Origin of the sequence: Providencia sp. PROV208 (genome assembly GCF_028479465.1) — a bacterium.
Taxonomy (GTDB): domain Bacteria; phylum Pseudomonadota; class Gammaproteobacteria; order Enterobacterales; family Enterobacteriaceae; genus Providencia; species Providencia alcalifaciens.
The window spans coordinates 38495-57675 of sequence record NZ_JAMPNS010000018.1 but is presented as its reverse complement, the minus strand read 5'-3'; the positions used below and the strand labels follow the sequence as shown (position 1 = coordinate 57675).

Below are 19181 nucleotides of genomic sequence, written 5' to 3'. Positions count from 1 at the left end.
TCAAGGAGTACAACATACCCCTTGCGGAATTACTCTGATGACCCCTGATAATCTTTTCGTCCCGCCAAGAATGAAGAAGATTACAGGGGTTTTCTATTTGGGTTCACAGCACATTTTTGTGTGTTACATCCCATCTCTTGCCACCTTTCGGCGTGGCGACCACAAAATCCACATCAATTGTCGGCTAATCTAGCATTCTATGCGCATCCAAGCAACGTCTTCACGTCAAGACGCGATTTATTCACAATAATTTATGATAAAACTTGAGGTTCGACGCGAGAGAAAACTAAAAGAAACTGGCGGAAATCGCCGACAATGCGGGTTAAAACAGAAATAACAGAGACTTAATCACCAAACTCACGATCACGAGATTTTTCCATCACGATTTCACGCTCTTGCTGACGCAATGCCTCTCGTTGTTGTTGCTGATGTTGGCGCTCAAACTGTACAGCCTTTTCAATGACACGCTCTTTCGCCTCCATGAAGTCATGTTCGCCTTTGAGTAAGCTGTCACGCTCTTGAGCCATCACCAGTTTCAATTCCTCCTCGTTAAGCTCAGGGGTTTTAGACTCACTACTGGTTTGTTGACGCAGGGCAGCTTCAGCCTCTTTTAAGGCTTTATCCATCGCCTGCTCCTCGGGGGTTTGCAGGGATTTCGGGTCACTGTTTGCTTTATCGGTTTGCGTGGCATTCGGATTCGCATAGGCGTTATCCACTTCCCCTTGCGTGATTTTCTCAATCATGGCCGTGTGTAAACGTTCATCGGGATAGAGTTGTACGACTACACCTTGTTCGGGTTGTTGCGCCATCGCCCCAAAGGCTGAATCCAAACTGTTCACAATCACGGTTTTCCCGTTTTGACTGGGTTTCACCACGATAAATTGTGCCTGTTCGCTCCCCAGTAAACGCCCTTCAGCTCGAAGTCCTTGCAATTTATCACCGTCAAGTTCAATCGCTTGTAACATCGTACCTTGAGCTTTACCGTGGACATCGTAAGCCGGCCACGCGACATGCGGTTCGGGATACTTAGTGGACGGGTAAACAAACTTCCCTTCATGGGTGTCACCCAATCCCATTTGGCGGCTTAATGCACGACCAATCGCTGTCTCATTAAGCGGTTTCGCATGGTCAAACAGTTGATTACCGACTTTGGCGGCGCGGTCTTGTTCAGCCAATAGCACATCATGCGCCGTCTGCCGGTTCCCTGGGTTCTCGATGGCTTTGGTCCATTTATCCAAATCATCACTGTAGGTTTGCACATGCGCTTTCGTACGAGATAACGCCACGTATGCATCGCGCAAGGTCGCCAGAGAGCGTCGGTCTCCTGCCACGCCACCAAGGACGATGACAAACTGACTGCTGGTCCCTTGCGCTTTATGAGCCGTACCGGCATAGCCGTAATCCACGTGTTGGTCAGTCAATGCCCTATTCGGGTCAAGCTCGCGTGACTCATCGCCCTTGGTGATCGTGATTTTCCCATTTTCGCTGACTTCACTGACCGTCCAGTCACTGTTCATCACGCGTCCGCGCTCTTTGTCGGTACGGGTAAAGCTAATTTTCTCGCCAACCGCGATATGACGGCTTTCTTGGCGGTAAATACCGATATCCCGTAAGCTACTTTCAAAAGCCGAGAGTAAATGCCCTTTACCTTCTTCATCAACCAGGGTCACAACCCCCTCACTCACTCCCGTCTCCGTCACCGCAATCCGATAATACTGCTCTTGAATCAGCGCAATCTTACCGACATGTGCCGCCATCCCAACCGTTGAGAGCAAGGCTTCGGTGCGGGTGCTTTCACGCACCAAGATTGGTACGTTTCTCCCGCCTTGCAGTTGCCCTTGTTCGACTAGGATTTGATGAATACCGCGATTAAGTTCATCTTTATCACGGTTGGTTTGCACCACAATCAGTGTCTCTTTTTGCGCTTCAGCCGTTCGCCCGCGATAGTCATCGAGAATATGTGTAATGACCTTGTCACCTGAATTTATCACCGACTGTTCGGGTAATTCCGCCCCCGCTCGACGGGAAACCACATCCGGTGTCACCCGATTCATCGTGTCAATAGCAGTTTGAATATTGCCTGCTATAATGGCTTCAATGGTCGGACGAAGTTCGGGTCTTTGCCGAACAATTTCTTTCATAATGGCGGTATCAAGGACTGAGCGTTCTTGCGCAAGCGCAAAGGGCGTTCCACTGTCCACCGATAATAGCTGGGCCGTATCCCCACTGAGCACGCCTCGCCCCCCTCCATGCGCGATGATCTGCAAAACTTCACTTAAATTTCGGTTGCCGACCATAGAGCTTTCATCGACTAAAAATAGCGTATTTTTAAAATCGAGCGTTTCGCCTTGTTGTTGGCGTTGATTCGCATCCATCAAAAAGGCATGCAAGGTTTGCGATTTCACACCAACATCGGCCATTTCCCCAACGGCACGGTGAGTAGGCGCAAGACCTATCACTTCCGGTCGCTGTGCTGCTGGGAGGGTATCCAACGCCTTGAGAACGGCAGTAAATTGCGTGGTTTTCCCTACCCCAGCATAGCCTTGGATGCCGACAAATTGGTCACGACTGCCTAAAATCAGCTCAGTTGCCGCTTTTTGTCCCGAGGTTAATCCGTCCAGTTGCGCCTCTGGCACAGACGCCATCAACGGTGTTTGTGTACCTTTACCCGCTAAAATCGTTGTGAGAATTTGTTTTTCCATCTCCCACGTACTGGCGGCCACATAATGTTGTTGGGCTGCCCCCTTGCCACTGCTCACGGGGATGATGGCTTTTTGGGAAACTAAGCGGTCAAAAGCGTTTCCCACCGATTGACTGTCGAGCGAGGCGTGTAACGGCAACGCTTTGGCAATCGCATCGATACGCGAGAAAAAAACCTGGCTCTCTTGCGCTAGCCCCATCCCTTGTTGCAAGGCTTTTTCGGGTTTAGACCATAGCGCGTGTGCCGCATTATCAGCGGCTTGCTCAATGGCTTTCGCATCCTGCCCCTCTACTCCAACCAATTGACGCGCTTGCTGATAGACTGGAGAACGCGATAAACGACGCTCGGTTTCCATCTTATCCAGTGGCGTATACACGGTAATATGCTCACCACTGCGTGCCGCCGTATTGAGTAAGGTCGGCTGTGTATCCCGTGCAGATGCGGCCAATAACACCGTCCCTGTATCGTTAGCCTGTTGCCCTGGGGCGGTAACATAACCATAATCGGCTTTGACACCCTCCCGTACATCAATACGATGCGTTTTCCCATTGAAATTAATCATGATGGCGTTTGGCATAAAACCGGAAACCGTGACAGCGTCACGTGCAGAGAGTTTATTTTGCTTCGCCAGTATCGTTAACCGCTCGCCTTGCTTGATGTCCATCGTTTGGCGCTGATAGGCACTCCATTGGCCATCAAATTGCTGTGGCTTCATCACCTGTTTTTGCCCTTGGTCATCGAGCAACGTGACCGAACGGGTTTCAGGCGTCACACGGTCAATGGTGTAGCGTTCAACCTCTTTTTTGTCCGCATTCCAACGCTCCATCACCATGCCTTCACGGTAGCTGTCGATTTGCTTGCGTGAATGGCTGTCGAGCCACACGGGCTTAAGCTGTGTCACCGTCACCGTTTTTTCACTGAGCATGCCGTGCTCGGTGAGCGTTTGCCGAATGGTGTCGGTGACAATTTTTTGCTCACGAACGCCACTGACCTGTGCGACCACGGGTTTCATGTCACTGTGCAGCTGTGCATAATCCGCCGCCAGTGCCGCATAACGATGATTTTTATCGGGAATATGTGCCGTTTTCACCGTTAAGACAGCTGAAGCCTCACCTTGAAAACGTGGCACTCCTGCATCTTGCAACGTCGCCAATACGTTTCCCGTGCCTTTGCGCCCACCACTGTCCATCATGAGCACTTGCACATTGGCAGATTGGGCGCTTTCAAGTAGGGATAAGGCGGATTTCAATGACAGTTTTTCCGCATTGGCAACCAACAAGGTACTGTTGGGTTTAAGCGGTTGACTGTCACTCAGGGTCATTTTCGGCACATAAGCAAAACGCTTATCATTGGCAAAGGCTTGACGACTAGTCGTATCAAGGGTCATCACCGCTACGTCACGCCCCTGTGATTGAGCCATCGTGACACCGTCTAATACCCCGTCTCGTTGCGCTTTACCGAGTCCTTGACTAGCGACAATTGCAATACTGGGTAACGTATCTGCCACTTTTTCCATGACTGGTGCGAGGGTTTCTGTCCGCGCCTGAAAACTGATGGTACGGTTATGTTGCTTCATGTCGGTAGCAATTTGTTGTAGCTTCAGCTCGTCCATCAAATGAATAGACGAGGTAAATAGTCCTTTTTTCTCATCCAGTGGGATAAGTTGACGCTGTTCAATCGCCACATCGATAGCCTCACGCACCTGCGCTATCATGCCCGCACGAGCTTCCAATCCCCCAAGCGATTTAGCGAGCACTTGGCTGTAGTTCATACTGAGCTGCTTATCACTGAGTAGCGCGATGGCATCGGTGACAGCGCGTGTGATATCCGGCAGGATCTCCCGAGGCATGGAACCCGTATCCCCTTTAGCCATGCGCTGCTCTGCGTCGGCATAAAACTTTTTACGTTCTTCAGGACCAAAGCCATTTTTATCCAAGCGGTCAAACCAGTCGGTTAATAACTCACTTTTTTCAGGGGTTGTTTTAGCTTGACGAGTATCGAGCGCCGCTACATCACGGGATTTGAGTGAGGCTTCATGCCCCACCGCATCCATAATTTGAGCATGGCGTTGAGAAAAAGGCACAACGGGCACACCCACGATTTCCCATAACCCATTTTTTCCTGTTTCATGAGTTTGCATACCAAAGCTTTCTACGCGCTCACGTAAAGCATGGCGGTAGATTTGCCCTAATGACACTTGCAATGCATAAACAGCCTCACTGAAGCCGCTTTTTTGCTGTGTATCACTGGATAACGTGCGCCACTCGCCATTGTGTTTGGTCATGTTCATCACAAGGGCATGCGTATGGACTAAAGGGTCGTGCTCGCGGGATGTATCATGGTTAAATGCCACGATAACCAAGTTTTTGGTCATTTCCAGCGAGGTTTTGCCTTCAACCATCACCCGCGTTGACGCGAGGCTCTCCACTTCCTTTAGGGCAACCTCGACCGCATGATTGTGCGCGTCAATCATGCGCTTATCACCTAGCACTAACCCTAATACAGAAACACTTTTGGGTGCCGAAAACGTTAAATCTTGCCCTTCGCGGTGGACGTTTTTACCGTTTTCCCTGCGCTCTAGACTTTGGCCATTGGGTAAGCGCCCCTCCAGGATTTCCCCCAGTTGGTCTTTAGTAACTTCGCCTTCCAGTCCAAGCGATTTCGCACCTTCGCCCATCCAACGGGCTTCAAGGTTGCCAAGGAAATAATAATTGTCTTCATGGGTATAATAATTTGCCGCATTATTGGCAATCGGTGCAACTGTCATCATTACCATTTCCCCCAACCGTTATCGTGTTCACGCTCTAAATCAGGTGAAGAACTCACATTTTTTACATGGGGATCCCCCAAAATTTCCTTTTCTTCCTGTCGCATGCGCGTATAGCTTTCATACAGGTCTTGGGGGTTTTCTTCTGATTCGACGGCGGCACCTAAAACCTCACCCGTTTCAGTATTCACAGTGAGTCCCTCCATCACCACCTCTCTACCACTCGTGCTATTTATATTGGTCAATGGATCGGTTTGTGTCTCGCTGGAGTCCACTTTGGGCGATGACGTGTCTGAGACTGAGGGCATGGCGGGTAAAAGCTCTTCAGGCATCCTGTCGTTCAACACCGCATTTTCTACCGTCGTGGTAGCACTCACTTCGGTAGGAATGTCAACGGGTTTGCCGCTAATGAGACCATCAATAAAACGTCCCACATTGGCGGGTAAAGTGTCGTGCTTCAGTCGCAACTCAATTTCCGTTTCAATTTCTTGGTCTAAACTGTCATTGATGTTACGCGGAGTAAATTCAGCGGCGACTGGCTTAATTTTTTCATAACTCATGGCTTGCCTGACAACGGGGTATTGACCGGGTAATGTCAAATAACACGTCAGATCGGGTAAAGACTGAACATCTGAGTAGTTAACTAAGTCACTGTCTTCTTGTTGTTTACTGAACGAGACCCCATCCCGCACCGTCTCTTTGCCGTAGCTGTATTGCTCATTAAATCGCCTGATCCGCTCTTGCCCGAGTTGATCTCGCACCCATTTCGCGACACTTTCATCCGGTGAACGAAAGAAAAAACGGGTATTGAGCAAATCCATCATGGCATCGGCATAATCCCGACCGTAGGTGTAGTCCAACTGCGGTTTATTCTGAAAACCCAGCGTAAAACACCCACCAAACTTACGGGCCTCTGACAATACTTGCGGTAACTCCGGCAACTTATGCAAAGAGGCCAGCTCGTCATAAATGAACCACACTCGCCGCTCTGGGTTTTCCCCCATTTCTAATAGACAGTTAGCGGCTTGGGCTAACCACATGGAAATCAGCGGTTTTAAGGATTCATGTTGACGGGCATTACTGGTGATCCACAGCCACCCGTGACGTTCTTTTTTCTCATTAACACTTTTCATCCACTCACGGATAGCAAACGGTTGTTTGCCATTACGTTCAATCCCTTGAAGGTAGCGCAGGGCTTTGACGTAGTTCGTCAACACACCTCGGATAGAAATGGCGGTTTTCTCGACCTTCTCTTCCATCAAGTTACTGGCTTCCGTGCCTGCCACATACGCACGTAACGTTTTTAAATCAATGGCTAATAAAGTCCGTAATAATTTGTTATAACTGCGATTCGAATCCCCCCCTAACTTAGCGGCGACGGCGGTAAAAATGGTTCGCGCAGACCCAGTCCAGAAGGGATCTTCGGAGGTGCTTTGAGGGATGAGTGTATTCGCCATACTGTCAAAATCGGGTGTCGTTAAGCATTCACGCCACAGATCCCAATTTTCACAGCGGTCATCCAGGGGATTGAGCAATTTGTCGATATTTTCGTTGTAGTGCTTTTTGACCAACGAACAACCTTTATCAAACACAATCACCATGTCACCGCGTTTACGCAGTTGAATTAACAGCTTATTAATGGCATTGGATTTTCCTGAACCGGGTGTGCCGTGCATTAAGATATTTTGCACTTCACTGTTCAGTTTCAGTGGTAATCCATCAAACGTGATCGGCGAAGCTTCGCGTCGGGCATGCAGCATATTTCGGACCGCTTTAACATCGTCGGTCAGGGTTCGCCCGCCGATAACATCATTATGAGCTTGGCGCTGCCCCAAACGATGTAAAAAACGGTAGACAATAAACGCCAAACCAATGACGAAAATAATGGCCCATAAAACAGATAAGCCCAATTCTTGTAAGACAATATTCCCGGCATAGATCATGTAATCGTCTTTGAGAATGGCCTCGGAGGTAAAACGATAGAGTTGTCCATCAAAACTGACGTCATAAATAGGTGGCACACGATAAAGGGCTTGTTCCCCGCCAGACATAAAATAGAGCCACCAATATAATCCCCCATTTTTCATTTCTTGAATGGGAACTTTAAAATAAAAAATAACAGGGAAAATAAGTAAGAAGAATAGAATAAGCCAAAAGGATATTCGCTTATTCACTTGCATGAACATGCCCAGCATATAGCTAAAGACCTGCCCACCCTGCGTAATATGCTTGGTTGAACTCATAATAAGAATACTCCGTCGAAATAACGAATAGAGAATAAATAAGAAGAGATGAATAAATCGATTTTATTGCATTAATATATCATCGACTGACTGTTTAGATTTAAGCGCGCAAAATATGATCCCTTGCGCTCGACTCAAATTGTTCATTTTAATATATTCAGAAATATCGACCCTTATCTTTTTTGAATCCATTTTATTGAGTTCGTTAAGAATGACATCTAAATTAGGAGAGAGAATACCCATGTGATTTAAATATTGACTCACGTTTTTTTGATTGGATTGACTCGGATTTTGATAACCAACAACATATTGGCTACAGCCAACTATCACATCTCGTTGAGCAAGATAACATAACGATCCGTCATTTTTTCCACTCAACGTGGAAGCAAAAGAAAATTGGGTCGCCAAAAATAAAGATAAAGCAACCCCTACTTTATTCCGTGTTGTTTTTTTCATATAAACCTCAAATTATAAGTCGATGTATAACTTAGGCAGGATTAATTCAATTATTGATTATTTTGTGCGAGACAGCTCTTGTCGTTCAATACAGCCAACACAGTGTTTCACACCTGGTAGTGCAATTCGTCGAGCAAGTGGAATACGCTCACCACATTCCATACAGGCCTCAGCACTTTGACCTTGATACTGAGCACGTTGACTCAGTCGTAAAGACAGCAAAAAATCACTCTCAGCTTGAGAGATATCAATTTCATCAGCCATGGGAACCTCTTGAGAAGAAACGTTCCGTTCCCCTGAAAAATTCATTATTTGGGGGAACGGAATGTTAACAAGCGAAGCGCGTTAGTTTTATAATTGGTTCATAACTTTATTTTTATGTTTTTGTTTTGTTTCGTTAATATCCTTATCTAGTTTTTCTTTGAATTTTTTATCCATATATACAACACTCATATCAAATGACATATGCTTTGCTTGAATCCAAATAAGAACATTATCTTTTTCAAAAATGGCATATTTATCACCTACAAATGGTATACTTTCATCATCTAATGGATATTTACTTCGGAGGATTTCATAAAAAAAACCAAATTTATCTTTAGGTAATGTTAACCACACACCTTTTAGAGTCTCTCCATCAAATGAAACATCAGCTTTTTTAATTTCATCAATCAATATTTCACTTGGAATTAAATCCCATCTCCACTGAGATTCATTGTTTTTTATTGTGTATTTTTCGGAAACCGTTCTTTTGGTATCCTGATTAATTGTTAACCCTATAACATTAACTTCCGAATAGGAAAAAAATGAAACAAAAGTTAATGCAATCACAAAGAAATTTCTCAACATATTAATTCCTTATTTAATACATTTTAATTTTACCCATATTATCAATCACTATTCTTTTTATAATAATCATTAGGTTCCATAATGCCATTGGAGCCAGGCTTTTTTTCCACTGGACTATCATCGACCATAAGTCCTGCTTTTTTCTTTTTATCTTGTTCCTCTATCATTTTTGTTTCTTGTTTTCTAATCTCATCATGATAATTATTTTCCAAATCATCTCTACGCTGATTTACATCATTTTTTCCTTTTTCAATCTTATCTTTAATATTAGCAATATTCTCTTTATTTAACGCTTCTTTTGATTGCACAGTTTGAGCTGTGTCATGTTTTATGTCCGCATCCGTACTCATGGTTTTAATGCGGTTATCATTCGACTGATATTCCGAGATTAAATCACTGGATGATGGAATATGGCCTGTCGACATTGACGCGTCTTTGGCATCAATTTTCTCACGATTTTGAGCATAATCGCTTTCCAACTGCGGCAATAACCGTTCTTTAACGAACGATTGTGCCAAGGCGTCACGCTCTTTTGCAACCCGCATATCACTGGTGTTACCCAGAATTTCATCCGCGTCACTCGGGGCCTTTTGCCTCACGTAGCTAGCAAATTCTTGGTCTAAGTTACGGTCAATCTGCGCACTGTTGTTTTGTGCAAAGCTGGCCATATCGCTGTACTCTTGGCTTTCTGTAGTACTGCGGGAATACTGTTCATACTGATTCTTCGCAATATTTAATGTCGCACCAAATTGCTCCACCTCAGAATTTGCCTGATTATCGTGTCGATTCGTCCCTTCAGACAGTTTACTGTTGTTGATCATGTCCAACGCTTCATTAAAGTCACGCGTCGTTTGTGAACTGGCTTCGCTTCGAGCATCCTTATGTCTTGCGCCACGTTCTTGAACACTGCTTTGTGTACTGTCGGTATCTCGGGTATTACCATCAGTGTATGCTTGAGCGCCCCCAATGACAGGGAGAGAGAATCCGCCCTCGGCTTTTCCGCCTATTGTGCTGGACACATCCAAATTCTCACTAACCAGTTTCGAGAAAGCTTCTTCATTCGAGATATTGTCATTTTTCGCCCGCGTTTCCGTGGCATTAATGAGCTTTTTGAACCCTTCCGTTTGCGAACTACTGACACCTGAGTCCGTTGTCGTCGAATCCGTGGCGCTGTTGCCATACTGTTTGCTAAATTGGCTAGCCTGATTCCAAGCCGAGTTGACCGAACTTTGATAGGCGCTCATTGATGCTGCCGCCGTCGCTTTGGCATGACGCGCACTTTGCTGGAGTGAGCTCACCATCGCATCACTGCCCTTAATCGACACGGCCATGCGCGACATTGCTCCGCTGGTATCGACCACTTCTTGCCCGTTACTGGTTAACGTGCTGGTTGCCCCGCTCGATAACTGTCGCGTCATTTGACCGTCACGGAAGCTGGCATTGGTGTCCCATTTATTCCCAGACACATTACCGGTTTGCATATTATTGAATGACCAGTTGCCGTCCGCCGCTTGTGACGACGTCGCGGTCGCCGAGCTGTTAATTGCCGTCCCCAAGTAGTTCCCCGCTTGTGCAATTGCAGGGCCTAACCCTTTAACTATTGCCAGGGCAATAAACGGGATAGAAATGGACAACCAACCGGCAATGAGTCCAATGTCACTGTGCATTTGCTGAATACTGGCTTGGTTTGCCAAATTAAAATCCATACCGCCCGTTTTGCCCCGCAAATAAAAGCTGGTCGCGTAGTTCAATATGGCAAACATCGGTGGCCAAGATTGCAGGTAGATAATCGACATAATGTAATTAAACAACATTCGCCCTGTTAGCGTATGAATGACAGCCAATAAGATAAAAATAGGGAATAGCGCAATGACCAACGATAATAAAATGGTGTTGAGTATTGGCACAAACGCCACCGCGACCTGTGATGACGTCGCCCAACTGAGCCGCATTTTGTTGTACGATGATGTTGACGCCAAATTCACCAAACTGGCCGTATCCCCACTTTGCGCACTGTAGCCACTGATACCTTGTTTTAGCGCATTCATTACCACAGAAGAACGCATGAGTTGACTCGCAGTTTCACCGCCCTGGTAATAAAAGTTGTAGCTGTCTCCCAACATCGACGCATACAGCACATTCGCATCCGGTCGGCCACCAAAGATTTGTTTTACCGTATAATTCCAGGTTTTTCCGCCCGTGGTGGTGTCTAAATTCAGCTTCGGCATCAAGACACGCCGCGCCATATCCTCGCAGGTCCAAAAACCGCTTTGCGCTGCGCCATTGGCGCCCACTGCCGCACTGTTACCATTGGGTACAATAATGCCGCGAAGCGGGCTGGGCTTTTGAAAAATCAAGGTATAGGGGTCACGGCTGTTCATCAGCTCTTGGAAGGAATACTTATGATTAATTAAAATATCGCCTATCACGCAGTTTTTGGTGTAAAGCCCCATCAACTCAGCCAAATCGCCATCCACGGACAGAATATCGCTGACGTTCCCCACCAAATCCGCACCAAATAGCATTCCTGTTTTACTGTAGGTCAGGGCATCCGGCGTATGAAATACCGTTTCATACGCCTCCGTTAAACTGGTGCCGATGGACGTAATAAACCGTGCAGGTACAGCCAACCCCACAGGGACATTATCCACCAAATACACTCCGGTCGGATTGGCGCGGTCAATAATATGTACCGTGTGTTTTGGCACCAATAAAATACTCGACATCAACACCATCATCGCCACAAATTTGAGTAACTCTTTGGGGTCATGAGCTTTCATAAAGGAGACCAACACCGCAACACCGGATAAGGTCAACGCAATGCGGTACATAGAAGTCCAACTGTCTGAACCGATGAGGGCAGCAACACCATTGAACACATTCATCATGTATTCACCGCCGCCCAAGACATACACTGTATCAATGGTGGCCATAGGAACTATCCTTTTTGCTCTGGGTTAACGATGTGGAAACGGTAGTTCTGCTGAAAACGCTCTTGCAACTGACTGGAGGTTTGCTGACGTAAAAAACTCATTTGTCGCTCCAGTTCAATCAACACATTGGCTTTGGTATTGACCATCTGCTGTAGGGCCTCCAGTTGGCGTGAGGCTTCTGACACGTTTTCACGCAAGATTTTTAACGGCTCTTCCGGGTAGTTACGGCTACCCATGGCGACTTTCGCTTGGTCGATGAGCTCCTGCAGATACTGCAGTAAAATGTCGTAAGCGATGTAGTCCGCGAGTGCAGGCAATAAACTGGCTTTAATATTGAGCTGCATTGGGTCAACGAGGTAACGTAAAATGGGGATAGAGGTACTTTGAATAAAGCCTTTTTCTTTGGCTGACAACGCTGTATCACTGCTTAACTTGCCTTGGATTTGTTCAACCATCGTTTTCGTCATCGCATTGAGTCCATTTTTAGCGTCAATGGTGATTTTTTTCGTGCGAATATCTAAACAATCGACGGTCGACACGCATCCCTCTAACGTAATGGTTCCCCCTTCCATCAACGCTTTAATAATGTCTTGGCGATTCACTTTCGGGATTAGGGCCTTCACATTGCCTTTCGCATCAAAAATCAACGTGCCGGTTAAGTTCATGACCAACTCTTTGAGTTCCGTGTCATTTTTCAAAAAATCATTTTTGGTTAAAATCTCCCACATGAGATTTTTGTTTTTCATGACCTGGTCTTTCATGTTCTCCGGCGCGCGGTTAAGCGCATCATTCATCTTACCGCCAACCGTACAACCTTGGCGCGAAGCGGCCCAGTCCGCAAACATGTTGGTTTCGCCCGCAATATCTTGACAAATTTTCTGTGATTGCACGGTATTGGTCGGCCATAGACCGCCAATAATGCCTTGTGCCGCCTGACACGATGAAATGTTGGTACTGTTAATATCGGACGCCATTTTTTGCAAAAAATCTTTCGCTGACTTCAACTCGGGTACAGTGGTTTGCAGCGCTAAGTCAAAGAAATAGCCCGCCCCGTTCGTCATTAACTGCTTCACAAATTGCTGGAGCTGTTCACTGTTGATATGGGAGAACGACCCTAAGTAAGCATCAATACCGCCACAACCGGCATTAATTGACGGCGGTGTAAATGACGCAATTTGTAACTGTTTCACTTGGCTACGCAGAAATAAGTTTCCGCCTGTGGCATACCCTGCAGCTTGCCCTTGCCATGCCTGCGCTGCAGTCGCATTCCCTTCAAAGCCTAACTTATTAAAGAAACTATTCATGTCACTGTTCACGCTGGCCATCGTCATTGGATTAACAAGCAGTGACACACAAAGTCCGACAACCATCTGATTACGCATCGCGAATACCTCCTGGTTGAACCCGACACCAACACGCCAAACAGGCAAAATGCATCGCCGCTTTCCGCAAAGGAAATCGGTTGAATAAATACGTCATTATGATGAAACCTCATTGAGCGCCATTACCCGCTAGGTGCTAGCGTATTGGCATTGAAATAGTAAAGTGAGATAAAACGTGAGATAACGAATAAAAAAGAATTAATTGATTGGTATAATCGTTCCAAACTCCGCAATGATCATTGTTTCGATAGCGGAAAAATCATCCATCCCTAATTAAGCTTGGGTAACGGTGACTCCATATCCTCCCGCAATAGTTTTTCAAGTCTCGCTGCGTATTCTGTTGTAGACATAAATGCAATATAGGGCTTCCAGTAGTCTACAGGGCAACCATGTCCTTGACAGGATACAAAGACAGAAGGCATTGATATTGATTTAAAAGATTTGTTCGTCATTGATACCGGATTAAAAATTAGCAATCCCCGCCACACTGCGAAATATGTAAAACGTTTAGCCCTGCTACAGCGGAGATTGAGCAAAAAGAAAAAAAAGCTCAAGTAACCGCGCTAAAGTAAAACTAAAACTCGCAAAACTCCACGCAAAAATTGCTGATTGCCGAATGGATAACTTGCACAAATTGTCCTGCAACGTGAGTGTGAGGCTGAATATAATCGAAATCTTAACGCTGCCAGAAATATAAAAGCTGCTGGTCTAGCAGTGTTAGCCCTTGGAGAGTCAGTGGTTCCTAAATCGCTTAGCGCGGCTTAAATTGGACTCTGTGAATTGGGAATCCTCGTCCTTTAGGGCGGGGAGCAGTCAATAGATATCTTTTTTGTTGTACTGCCAATATGTAGACGAATTTATTGACAGGCTCATTAAACAAGGAGCCTGTCATACTATATTGAATTGTGGGTTAATTAATAAAGATTAAAAAGAAGAGAACAACGACGCTATTATGGTCGTCCTTAATGTTTCGATATGCCTTCGGAGCTATCTGATGGTTCTTCATACAAGATAATATCGGACGTATCAATTTTATTTTCTAATTGGCGTAAATCATAAGCACTTTGTAAACGTAACCAAAATTCAGGCGTACTACCTAATGCCGCAGCAATACGGATTGCCAATGCGGGAGTCAATGCCGTTTTACCTGATAAAAAACGGGAAACTGTTGCTGGCGTTACACCAATATTTAATGCAAAACGTCGACCACTGATCCCCATATCAGCCAAATCTCGTGCAATAATTTCACCTGGGTGAGATATTTTAAACTGTCTCATTAGTGATAATCCTCATAATTTAAGATGTAAGCATCACCATTGATGAATTGAAAAGTAATGCGCCAATTCGCTCGCACTGTGATTGACCAATAACCTTCTCTGTCACCTTTCAGTGGGTGCAATTTGTAAATTTGGCGGTCTAATTCACGAATATCGTTAGCGGTGTCTATTGCTTGTAAACGGTCGTTGATCCGTTCAGCATCTTGAGCTGGAACACCGGATGTGTTCCCCTTTTCAAAAAGTTGTTTCAACCCTTTATGTTTAAACGATTTAATCATTGAATTCACCACATTACACAATGTGTAATATATTACATTAGCATTACACGGCATGCAATACCCTTCAACTTTCCCTTATTCATTGTGTGGCTAACATTAAGTTACTGTTTACACGGTTTACTACATCCTGCATATCCGTGAGTCCTTGTAACAGTGGGTAGGTTTTTAACGTATTGACCTCCACTAAAAAAACCGACGGCGTCAACACCTGCAATCCGCCTCCAAAAAATGTTTGAACCACTTCTGGCGGGGCTGGTATCGCATTGGGAAAGGCCATATCCCCCTGTCCGTCTAAAGTATAAGGAAATACCTTAAATCCCATTTGAGCAGACAATAAGGCAAACTGCGGGTCAAACTGGTGGCAATAAGGACATTGTGATTGCATAAACAGTACTAAGGTATAATCATTCAAATTGACCACTTTGCCATTCGGGAGTTGGTAAGGTCGCGCCTCTGGCGTAATGGGAACAACAGGTTCAGGCGTTTCTGATATAACAGAGGGTTGCTCAATCACCTTACTACCTTTATGGGCTTCAAGTTCCTTAATCTCATCTAACACACTGGCATTGACGACAGCTGAGCACAATAAGCTGATTAATAGAAAGGCTTTTCTCATGAATGTTTTACCTCATCATCGGAAAAGTCAGAGGGCGCTTTAATTCGCTGCCAGGCTTTCACCACGGCATACACCATGCCTGCCAAACTGCACGCCGCCCCCAAGGCAAAAATGAACACCATGCCCGTTTCTTGTATCAATTGCAGGGTTTGTAATGTCGATTCACTGAATAGGGCTTGGCGCATCGCCACTAAATACTGCAGCAACCCGTAAAAAATGAGGGAGGCAAAAATTAATGTTATGCCGATATAAATTAAGCTGTTCTCAATAAGGCGTTCTTTAAACGTGGGTTGAGTCATTGTGTGTTCCTTAATAATTAGGGGTAAAGTCAGTGGCAATCTCTAAGAACCGGCGGGTCAACGCATCTTGTGTCATAAACCCATACGCCAACGGTTGATATTGCTCACTTTTCGGGTCAACCAAGAATAACGCCGGAAAATGGGTTATCCCCATTTTGGCAACCTGCCCCGTATCGGGCCGTGTTTGTGGTAAATATTGACTGCGAACGCCGTCAACCGACACCGGAATGAGCGTGATATCGTGCTGTTTTGCAAACTGATCAACCACGCTGGCGAGTTGATTGTCCAAAGGATCATTACCGCGATAGAACAGAAATAAACCGTATTGTGCAGACAGTTGGGTAATGGCCGCCCGCTCTTTTCCTTGTAACTGTGACAGCTGTAACGGCACGGTACTGTTGTAATGACTGTGCTCTAAGTTGTAATCCAGGGAAGGCGTGTGTAGCAGCGCTTTTTTCACTGAACGCTCAAACAACCCAGACTGGTCTAACCAAAAACGCTGTAGCGCCATGTATTTCGCGGCATTTTCCGCTGACGGCTGCATGATGGCTGTATCTAACGCCTCTTGGGTCAACGCTTGCATCACTTTTTTCTGCAAAGTCGGCGACAAACTGGCAACTGGGATTTGCTCGGGTGGCGGCTCCTCGTCCTCGTCTTCCGGTTGAGGCTCGTTATACCAGTGCCACCCGACAATCGGTTCATCCACATAGGTATGAGTCTGTGTGGATACTTCAGCCGCGACTATCGGAAATGACACCCATAATCCCAGCGTGAGATAACAGATTGTCCATTTCATCATTGACCTCCTTGCCCTTGAAGACTATTGGCTATCTGGTCTTTCACACGGTCAATCAATTCTTGGTCGGCCGGAATGGTTGAGCCGGATTCCAAGTCCGCATAAAAATCAGCAAAGTTCAGACGGTCAAAATTAATCGCTTGCAATTCATCGACGGTAATGCCCCGACAATCGCTGTTTTTGGCACTGCCGAAACCAATACGCAGCTGCCCCGCCCGCCCTTGCTCTTGCACAATTTTGGCCAGCTTACTATCAAACAAACAGTAGGCTTCTTTTTTCTGAAGACACACGCCCAATACGTTATTGGAACAATACGACCCGACATACACAGTGAGCTTTCTCTGCTTGGCTTTACCGAGCGCCTTTTCTTCGCTGTCACAATGTGCCAAACCGACATCGCTTCCCCACCCGCCACTTTTACAGCAGTTATTAAATCCTGCCGCCGCTTTGCGGCAAGTGGTCCGCTTTCCGGTAAAGGCTCTCACATTCACATCATTGAGTTCGGCCACATCTTCACCGGCGGCGGCCACCGCGGCTAACGCCGACACCGCTTTTTGAAAGCTGTTGGCCTTGTCGTTCTTAATTTGGTCACACTCACCACTGGCACAAACGAGTTCGACGCCGCACATTTTCCCCGTACCACTCAACCCTTTTTGACAGGAAAAGACCGCCTGTTCACGCAAACACGTTCCAGCGACTGATTCCGTACACACCGTTTTGACCACTGTACACGCCGGATTGTCCATATACTCCCCGCAACTGCCTCTGTCAGCCGCTTGCTTGGCGTAATAATCGGTGTATTGCCAACACTCACTGTACACATCGTACTGTTTACCGCCCACCGTGACCGTTTTTGTACCGCCTTTTTCAGTACATTGGCTCTCAATTTTGACTTCTTCAGACTTATCAAACGGGCAATGCTCTACCCATTCAATTTTTGGCGATGGAACTTTTGTCTTCACCAATACCGTCAAGGTCAATGTTAACGTTGCCGATCTACCTTGAAAACGGCCCACTATTGCATCGGTAATTTTACCCGCCCACGCACCGCTCCCCGAAAATTGCCCGCTCGACACCACCGTATTTTCCTGCAGCTCTATTCCGTGCGCATTCAGTGTTTTGATTTCACTTTTCCAGAACTTGATGGACGTCTTCATAAACTCCCCTATCCGGTTAAACAACGTCCCATCTTGAACCCAAATATTGAGTGTCCCTGTTTGGATAACCCCGCTTATCGGAGAACGAAATTCAAAGGTAAAATAGCTGTTTCGACTACCTCCACCTTTTCGAAACACAAATTGATGAGGCAAAATTGTCACGGTACGCGTCTCCCACCTTTCTACCTCTTCCCACGTAATTTTGGCCGTACGCGTACAAGCTAAACTGGCAGCGGGGACACGCTCGCATTGATGGGTGGTGATTTCCGTTTTATCCACCGTCACATCCTGACACGGCACGGTAATGTGACCACTTTCCGACTCGGCTTTATCGCGCATGTCTAACCCTGCTTTCAAAAAGGGTGCCTCCAAATCCAACTTGTCAGGCGGGCGATGTTTCATCACTTCCGTGGTGGTTTTACCGGCATCCGATCCCGTCATGGCTTTCATGCCCGCGTTTTCCAACCCCGACGCGGCTCCCGAGGTCACGCCCCCGTAATACCCACTCTCTGACGGGTTCGGGGTATAATTGGGGATAATCTCATTCGGTTTAGTGTTGCTGAGGGTGTTTGCCCCTTGATTTTTCAGCCCACTGGCAAATTGCGAGCCCGCGTTATAGTCATCCGCAGCGGGACTGAGGGCAGTCAATAATAAGCAACTGAGTACTATCAATCGTAGATTCATGGCGTCTCCTGGGCGTGAAGCCACTGTTGTGCCACTTGCTGGCAATCGCCCGATGACGCCATACGTTCAATCGCGGTGCGAAGGTGCACGTTGCCATACAGCACATCAAACCCTTGCTCACACCGAAGCACCAGTGCAGGCACTTGCGTAATGCCATACTGAGCAAAAACGTTAGGGTCAATCTGCACCCCGCCATCCCCGCTGTCTTTGGTCAATTCAAACACCGTACTGGCCGTTTTTCGAAAGTCATTATCGATTAAGCCATTAATGACACTGGGAATATTCAGTCGATTGGCTTCCGGTAACATCTGTTTGAGTGCCGCTTCAGGAATGGAAAACGAGACAAAATACACAAACGGACTGTCTTGTTGCGCTTTTACTTGTGCCTCGTTTTGAGCCTCTTGTTGCGACTGTTTTTGTTTCGCCAGAATGTCGTTGATCCAGGCTTGGTTCTTTGCCGATATCCCGTTAACTTGTGCCGCAGGCGGTGGCGTGGGTATCGATGGCGACGGTAAATCCAGTCGCTGAGGCTCACTCTGCGGTGCAACCACCGAAGACGGTTGCGCACGCAACGTCTCTAAAAACGCCTGATCATCCGGTGATACGCTAGCGCCTTCAAGCGCACTCACGCTTTGGTCTCGTAAAGATTCTAAGAACTGTTGGTCATCCGTTAAGGCATGACAAGTCGGCGCAAGCAGAACGCTTGCGAACAAAAATAAAAGGGATTTCATGATAAGAACCTC

The 19181-nt window shown here is 46.4% G+C and carries 14 protein-coding genes and 1 pseudogene; 1 reads left to right on the top strand and 14 read right to left on the bottom strand.

Features of this window, described 5'->3' with window-relative positions; all coding sequences use genetic code 11:
- Window positions 1–344: 344 nt before the first annotated feature.
- The 7 genes from traI to traH all read right to left on the bottom strand — a co-directional run bounded on the left by traI (window position 345) and on the right by traH (window position 13331).
- On the bottom strand, window positions 345–5471 hold the full coding sequence (traI, locus tag PR766_RS14820; protein ID WP_036954310.1) for a conjugative transfer relaxase/helicase TraI: 5127 nt from the start codon (window positions 5469–5471) through the stop codon (window positions 345–347).
- Entirely contained in the window at window positions 5471–7711 is a 2241-nt protein-coding gene (gene traD / locus PR766_RS14815; protein WP_051422742.1) for a type IV conjugative transfer system coupling protein TraD, read from the bottom strand. The genes traI and traD overlap by 1 nt, the downstream gene beginning before the upstream one ends.
- Window positions 7712–7774: 63 nt before the next feature.
- On the bottom strand, window positions 7775–8167 hold the full coding sequence (locus PR766_RS14810) for a hypothetical protein (RefSeq protein WP_036954313.1): 393 nt from the start codon (window positions 8165–8167) through the stop codon (window positions 7775–7777).
- Window positions 8168–8224: 57 nt separating this feature from the next.
- Window positions 8225–8431, bottom strand: a complete 207-nt coding sequence (locus tag PR766_RS14805; protein WP_036954316.1) for a TraR/DksA C4-type zinc finger protein — start codon at window positions 8429–8431, stop codon at window positions 8225–8227.
- 87 nt (window positions 8432–8518) lie between these two features.
- Window positions 8519–9016, bottom strand: a complete 498-nt coding sequence (locus PR766_RS14800; RefSeq protein WP_036954320.1) for a hypothetical protein — start codon at window positions 9014–9016, stop codon at window positions 8519–8521.
- 41 nt (window positions 9017–9057) lie between these two features.
- Window positions 9058–11949, bottom strand: a complete 2892-nt coding sequence (gene traG, locus PR766_RS14795) for a conjugal transfer mating-pair stabilization protein TraG (RefSeq protein ID WP_154635823.1) — start codon at window positions 11947–11949, stop codon at window positions 9058–9060.
- 5 nt (window positions 11950–11954) lie between these two features.
- Window positions 11955–13331, bottom strand: coding sequence for a conjugal transfer pilus assembly protein TraH (traH, locus tag PR766_RS14790; RefSeq protein WP_036954325.1), 1377 nt, complete (start codon window positions 13329–13331; stop codon window positions 11955–11957).
- A 408-nt stretch (window positions 13332–13739) separates the two neighbouring features.
- On the opposite strand from traH, the pseudogene PR766_RS14785 reads away from it, so the two are divergent.
- Window positions 13740–14096, top strand: a pseudogene (locus tag PR766_RS14785) (transposase); the annotation flags it as partial.
- Window positions 14097–14293: 197 nt separating this feature from the next.
- Here PR766_RS14785 and PR766_RS14780 read toward each other — a convergent pair.
- The 7 genes from PR766_RS14780 to trbC all read right to left on the bottom strand — a co-directional run bounded on the left by PR766_RS14780 (window position 14294) and on the right by trbC (window position 19169).
- A complete protein-coding gene (locus PR766_RS14780; protein ID WP_036954329.1) occupies window positions 14294–14608 on the bottom strand; it encodes a HigA family addiction module antitoxin in 315 nt (104 codons plus the stop codon).
- Window positions 14608–14886 (bottom strand): type II toxin-antitoxin system RelE/ParE family toxin, encoded by a 279-nt coding sequence (locus tag PR766_RS14775; RefSeq protein ID WP_036954335.1) that lies wholly within the window; start codon window positions 14884–14886, stop codon window positions 14608–14610. Before PR766_RS14775 ends, PR766_RS14780 begins: the two co-directional genes overlap by 1 nt.
- 79 nt (window positions 14887–14965) lie before the next feature.
- Complete coding sequence (gene trbB / locus PR766_RS14770; protein ID WP_036954339.1) at window positions 14966–15502, bottom strand: type-F conjugative transfer system pilin assembly thiol-disulfide isomerase TrbB; 537 nt, start codon at window positions 15500–15502, stop codon at window positions 14966–14968.
- Window positions 15499–15801, bottom strand: coding sequence for a hypothetical protein (locus tag PR766_RS14765; protein WP_036954342.1), 303 nt, complete (start codon window positions 15799–15801; stop codon window positions 15499–15501). The genes trbB and PR766_RS14765 overlap by 4 nt, the downstream gene beginning before the upstream one ends.
- Before the next feature lie 10 nt (window positions 15802–15811).
- On the bottom strand, window positions 15812–16597 hold the full coding sequence (traF, locus tag PR766_RS14760) for a type-F conjugative transfer system pilin assembly protein TraF (RefSeq protein WP_036954346.1): 786 nt from the start codon (window positions 16595–16597) through the stop codon (window positions 15812–15814).
- A complete protein-coding gene (locus PR766_RS14755; protein WP_036954350.1) occupies window positions 16597–18438 on the bottom strand; it encodes a conjugal transfer protein TraN in 1842 nt (613 codons plus the stop codon). The genes traF and PR766_RS14755 overlap by 1 nt, the downstream gene beginning before the upstream one ends.
- A complete protein-coding gene (gene trbC / locus PR766_RS14750; protein WP_051422746.1) occupies window positions 18435–19169 on the bottom strand; it encodes a type-F conjugative transfer system pilin assembly protein TrbC in 735 nt (244 codons plus the stop codon). Before trbC ends, PR766_RS14755 begins: the two co-directional genes overlap by 4 nt.
- Window positions 19170–19181 lie beyond the last annotated feature (12 nt).

What these genes read in the sequence shown, in the direction of transcription:
- PR766_RS14765 (WP_036954342.1), bottom strand. Translation starts at nt 15,801, where the DNA reads ATGACTCAACCCACGTTTAAAGAACGCCTTATTGAGAACAGCTTAATT.
- traG (WP_154635823.1), bottom strand. Translation starts at nt 11,949, where the DNA reads ATGGCCACCATTGATACAGTGTATGTCTTGGGCGGCGGTGAATACATG.
- PR766_RS14800 (WP_036954320.1), bottom strand. Translation starts at nt 9,016, where the DNA reads ATGTTGAGAAATTTCTTTGTGATTGCATTAACTTTTGTTTCATTTTTT.
- trbB (WP_036954339.1), bottom strand. Translation starts at nt 15,502, where the DNA reads ATGAGAAAAGCCTTTCTATTAATCAGCTTATTGTGCTCAGCTGTCGTC.
- traF (WP_036954346.1), bottom strand. Translation starts at nt 16,597, where the DNA reads ATGAAATGGACAATCTGTTATCTCACGCTGGGATTATGGGTGTCATTT.
- traH (WP_036954325.1), bottom strand. Translation starts at nt 13,331, where the DNA reads ATGCGTAATCAGATGGTTGTCGGACTTTGTGTGTCACTGCTTGTTAAT.
- PR766_RS14775 (WP_036954335.1), bottom strand. Translation starts at nt 14,886, where the DNA reads ATGATTAAATCGTTTAAACATAAAGGGTTGAAACAACTTTTTGAAAAG.
- PR766_RS14810 (WP_036954313.1), bottom strand. Translation starts at nt 8,167, where the DNA reads ATGAAAAAAACAACACGGAATAAAGTAGGGGTTGCTTTATCTTTATTT.
- traD (WP_051422742.1), bottom strand. Translation starts at nt 7,711, where the DNA reads ATGAGTTCAACCAAGCATATTACGCAGGGTGGGCAGGTCTTTAGCTAT.
- PR766_RS14755 (WP_036954350.1), bottom strand. Translation starts at nt 18,438, where the DNA reads ATGAATCTACGATTGATAGTACTCAGTTGCTTATTATTGACTGCCCTC.
- trbC (WP_051422746.1), bottom strand. Translation starts at nt 19,169, where the DNA reads ATGAAATCCCTTTTATTTTTGTTCGCAAGCGTTCTGCTTGCGCCGACT.
- PR766_RS14805 (WP_036954316.1), bottom strand. Translation starts at nt 8,431, where the DNA reads ATGGCTGATGAAATTGATATCTCTCAAGCTGAGAGTGATTTTTTGCTG.
- traI (WP_036954310.1), bottom strand. Translation starts at nt 5,471, where the DNA reads ATGATGACAGTTGCACCGATTGCCAATAATGCGGCAAATTATTATACC.
- PR766_RS14780 (WP_036954329.1), bottom strand. Translation starts at nt 14,608, where the DNA reads ATGAGACAGTTTAAAATATCTCACCCAGGTGAAATTATTGCACGAGAT.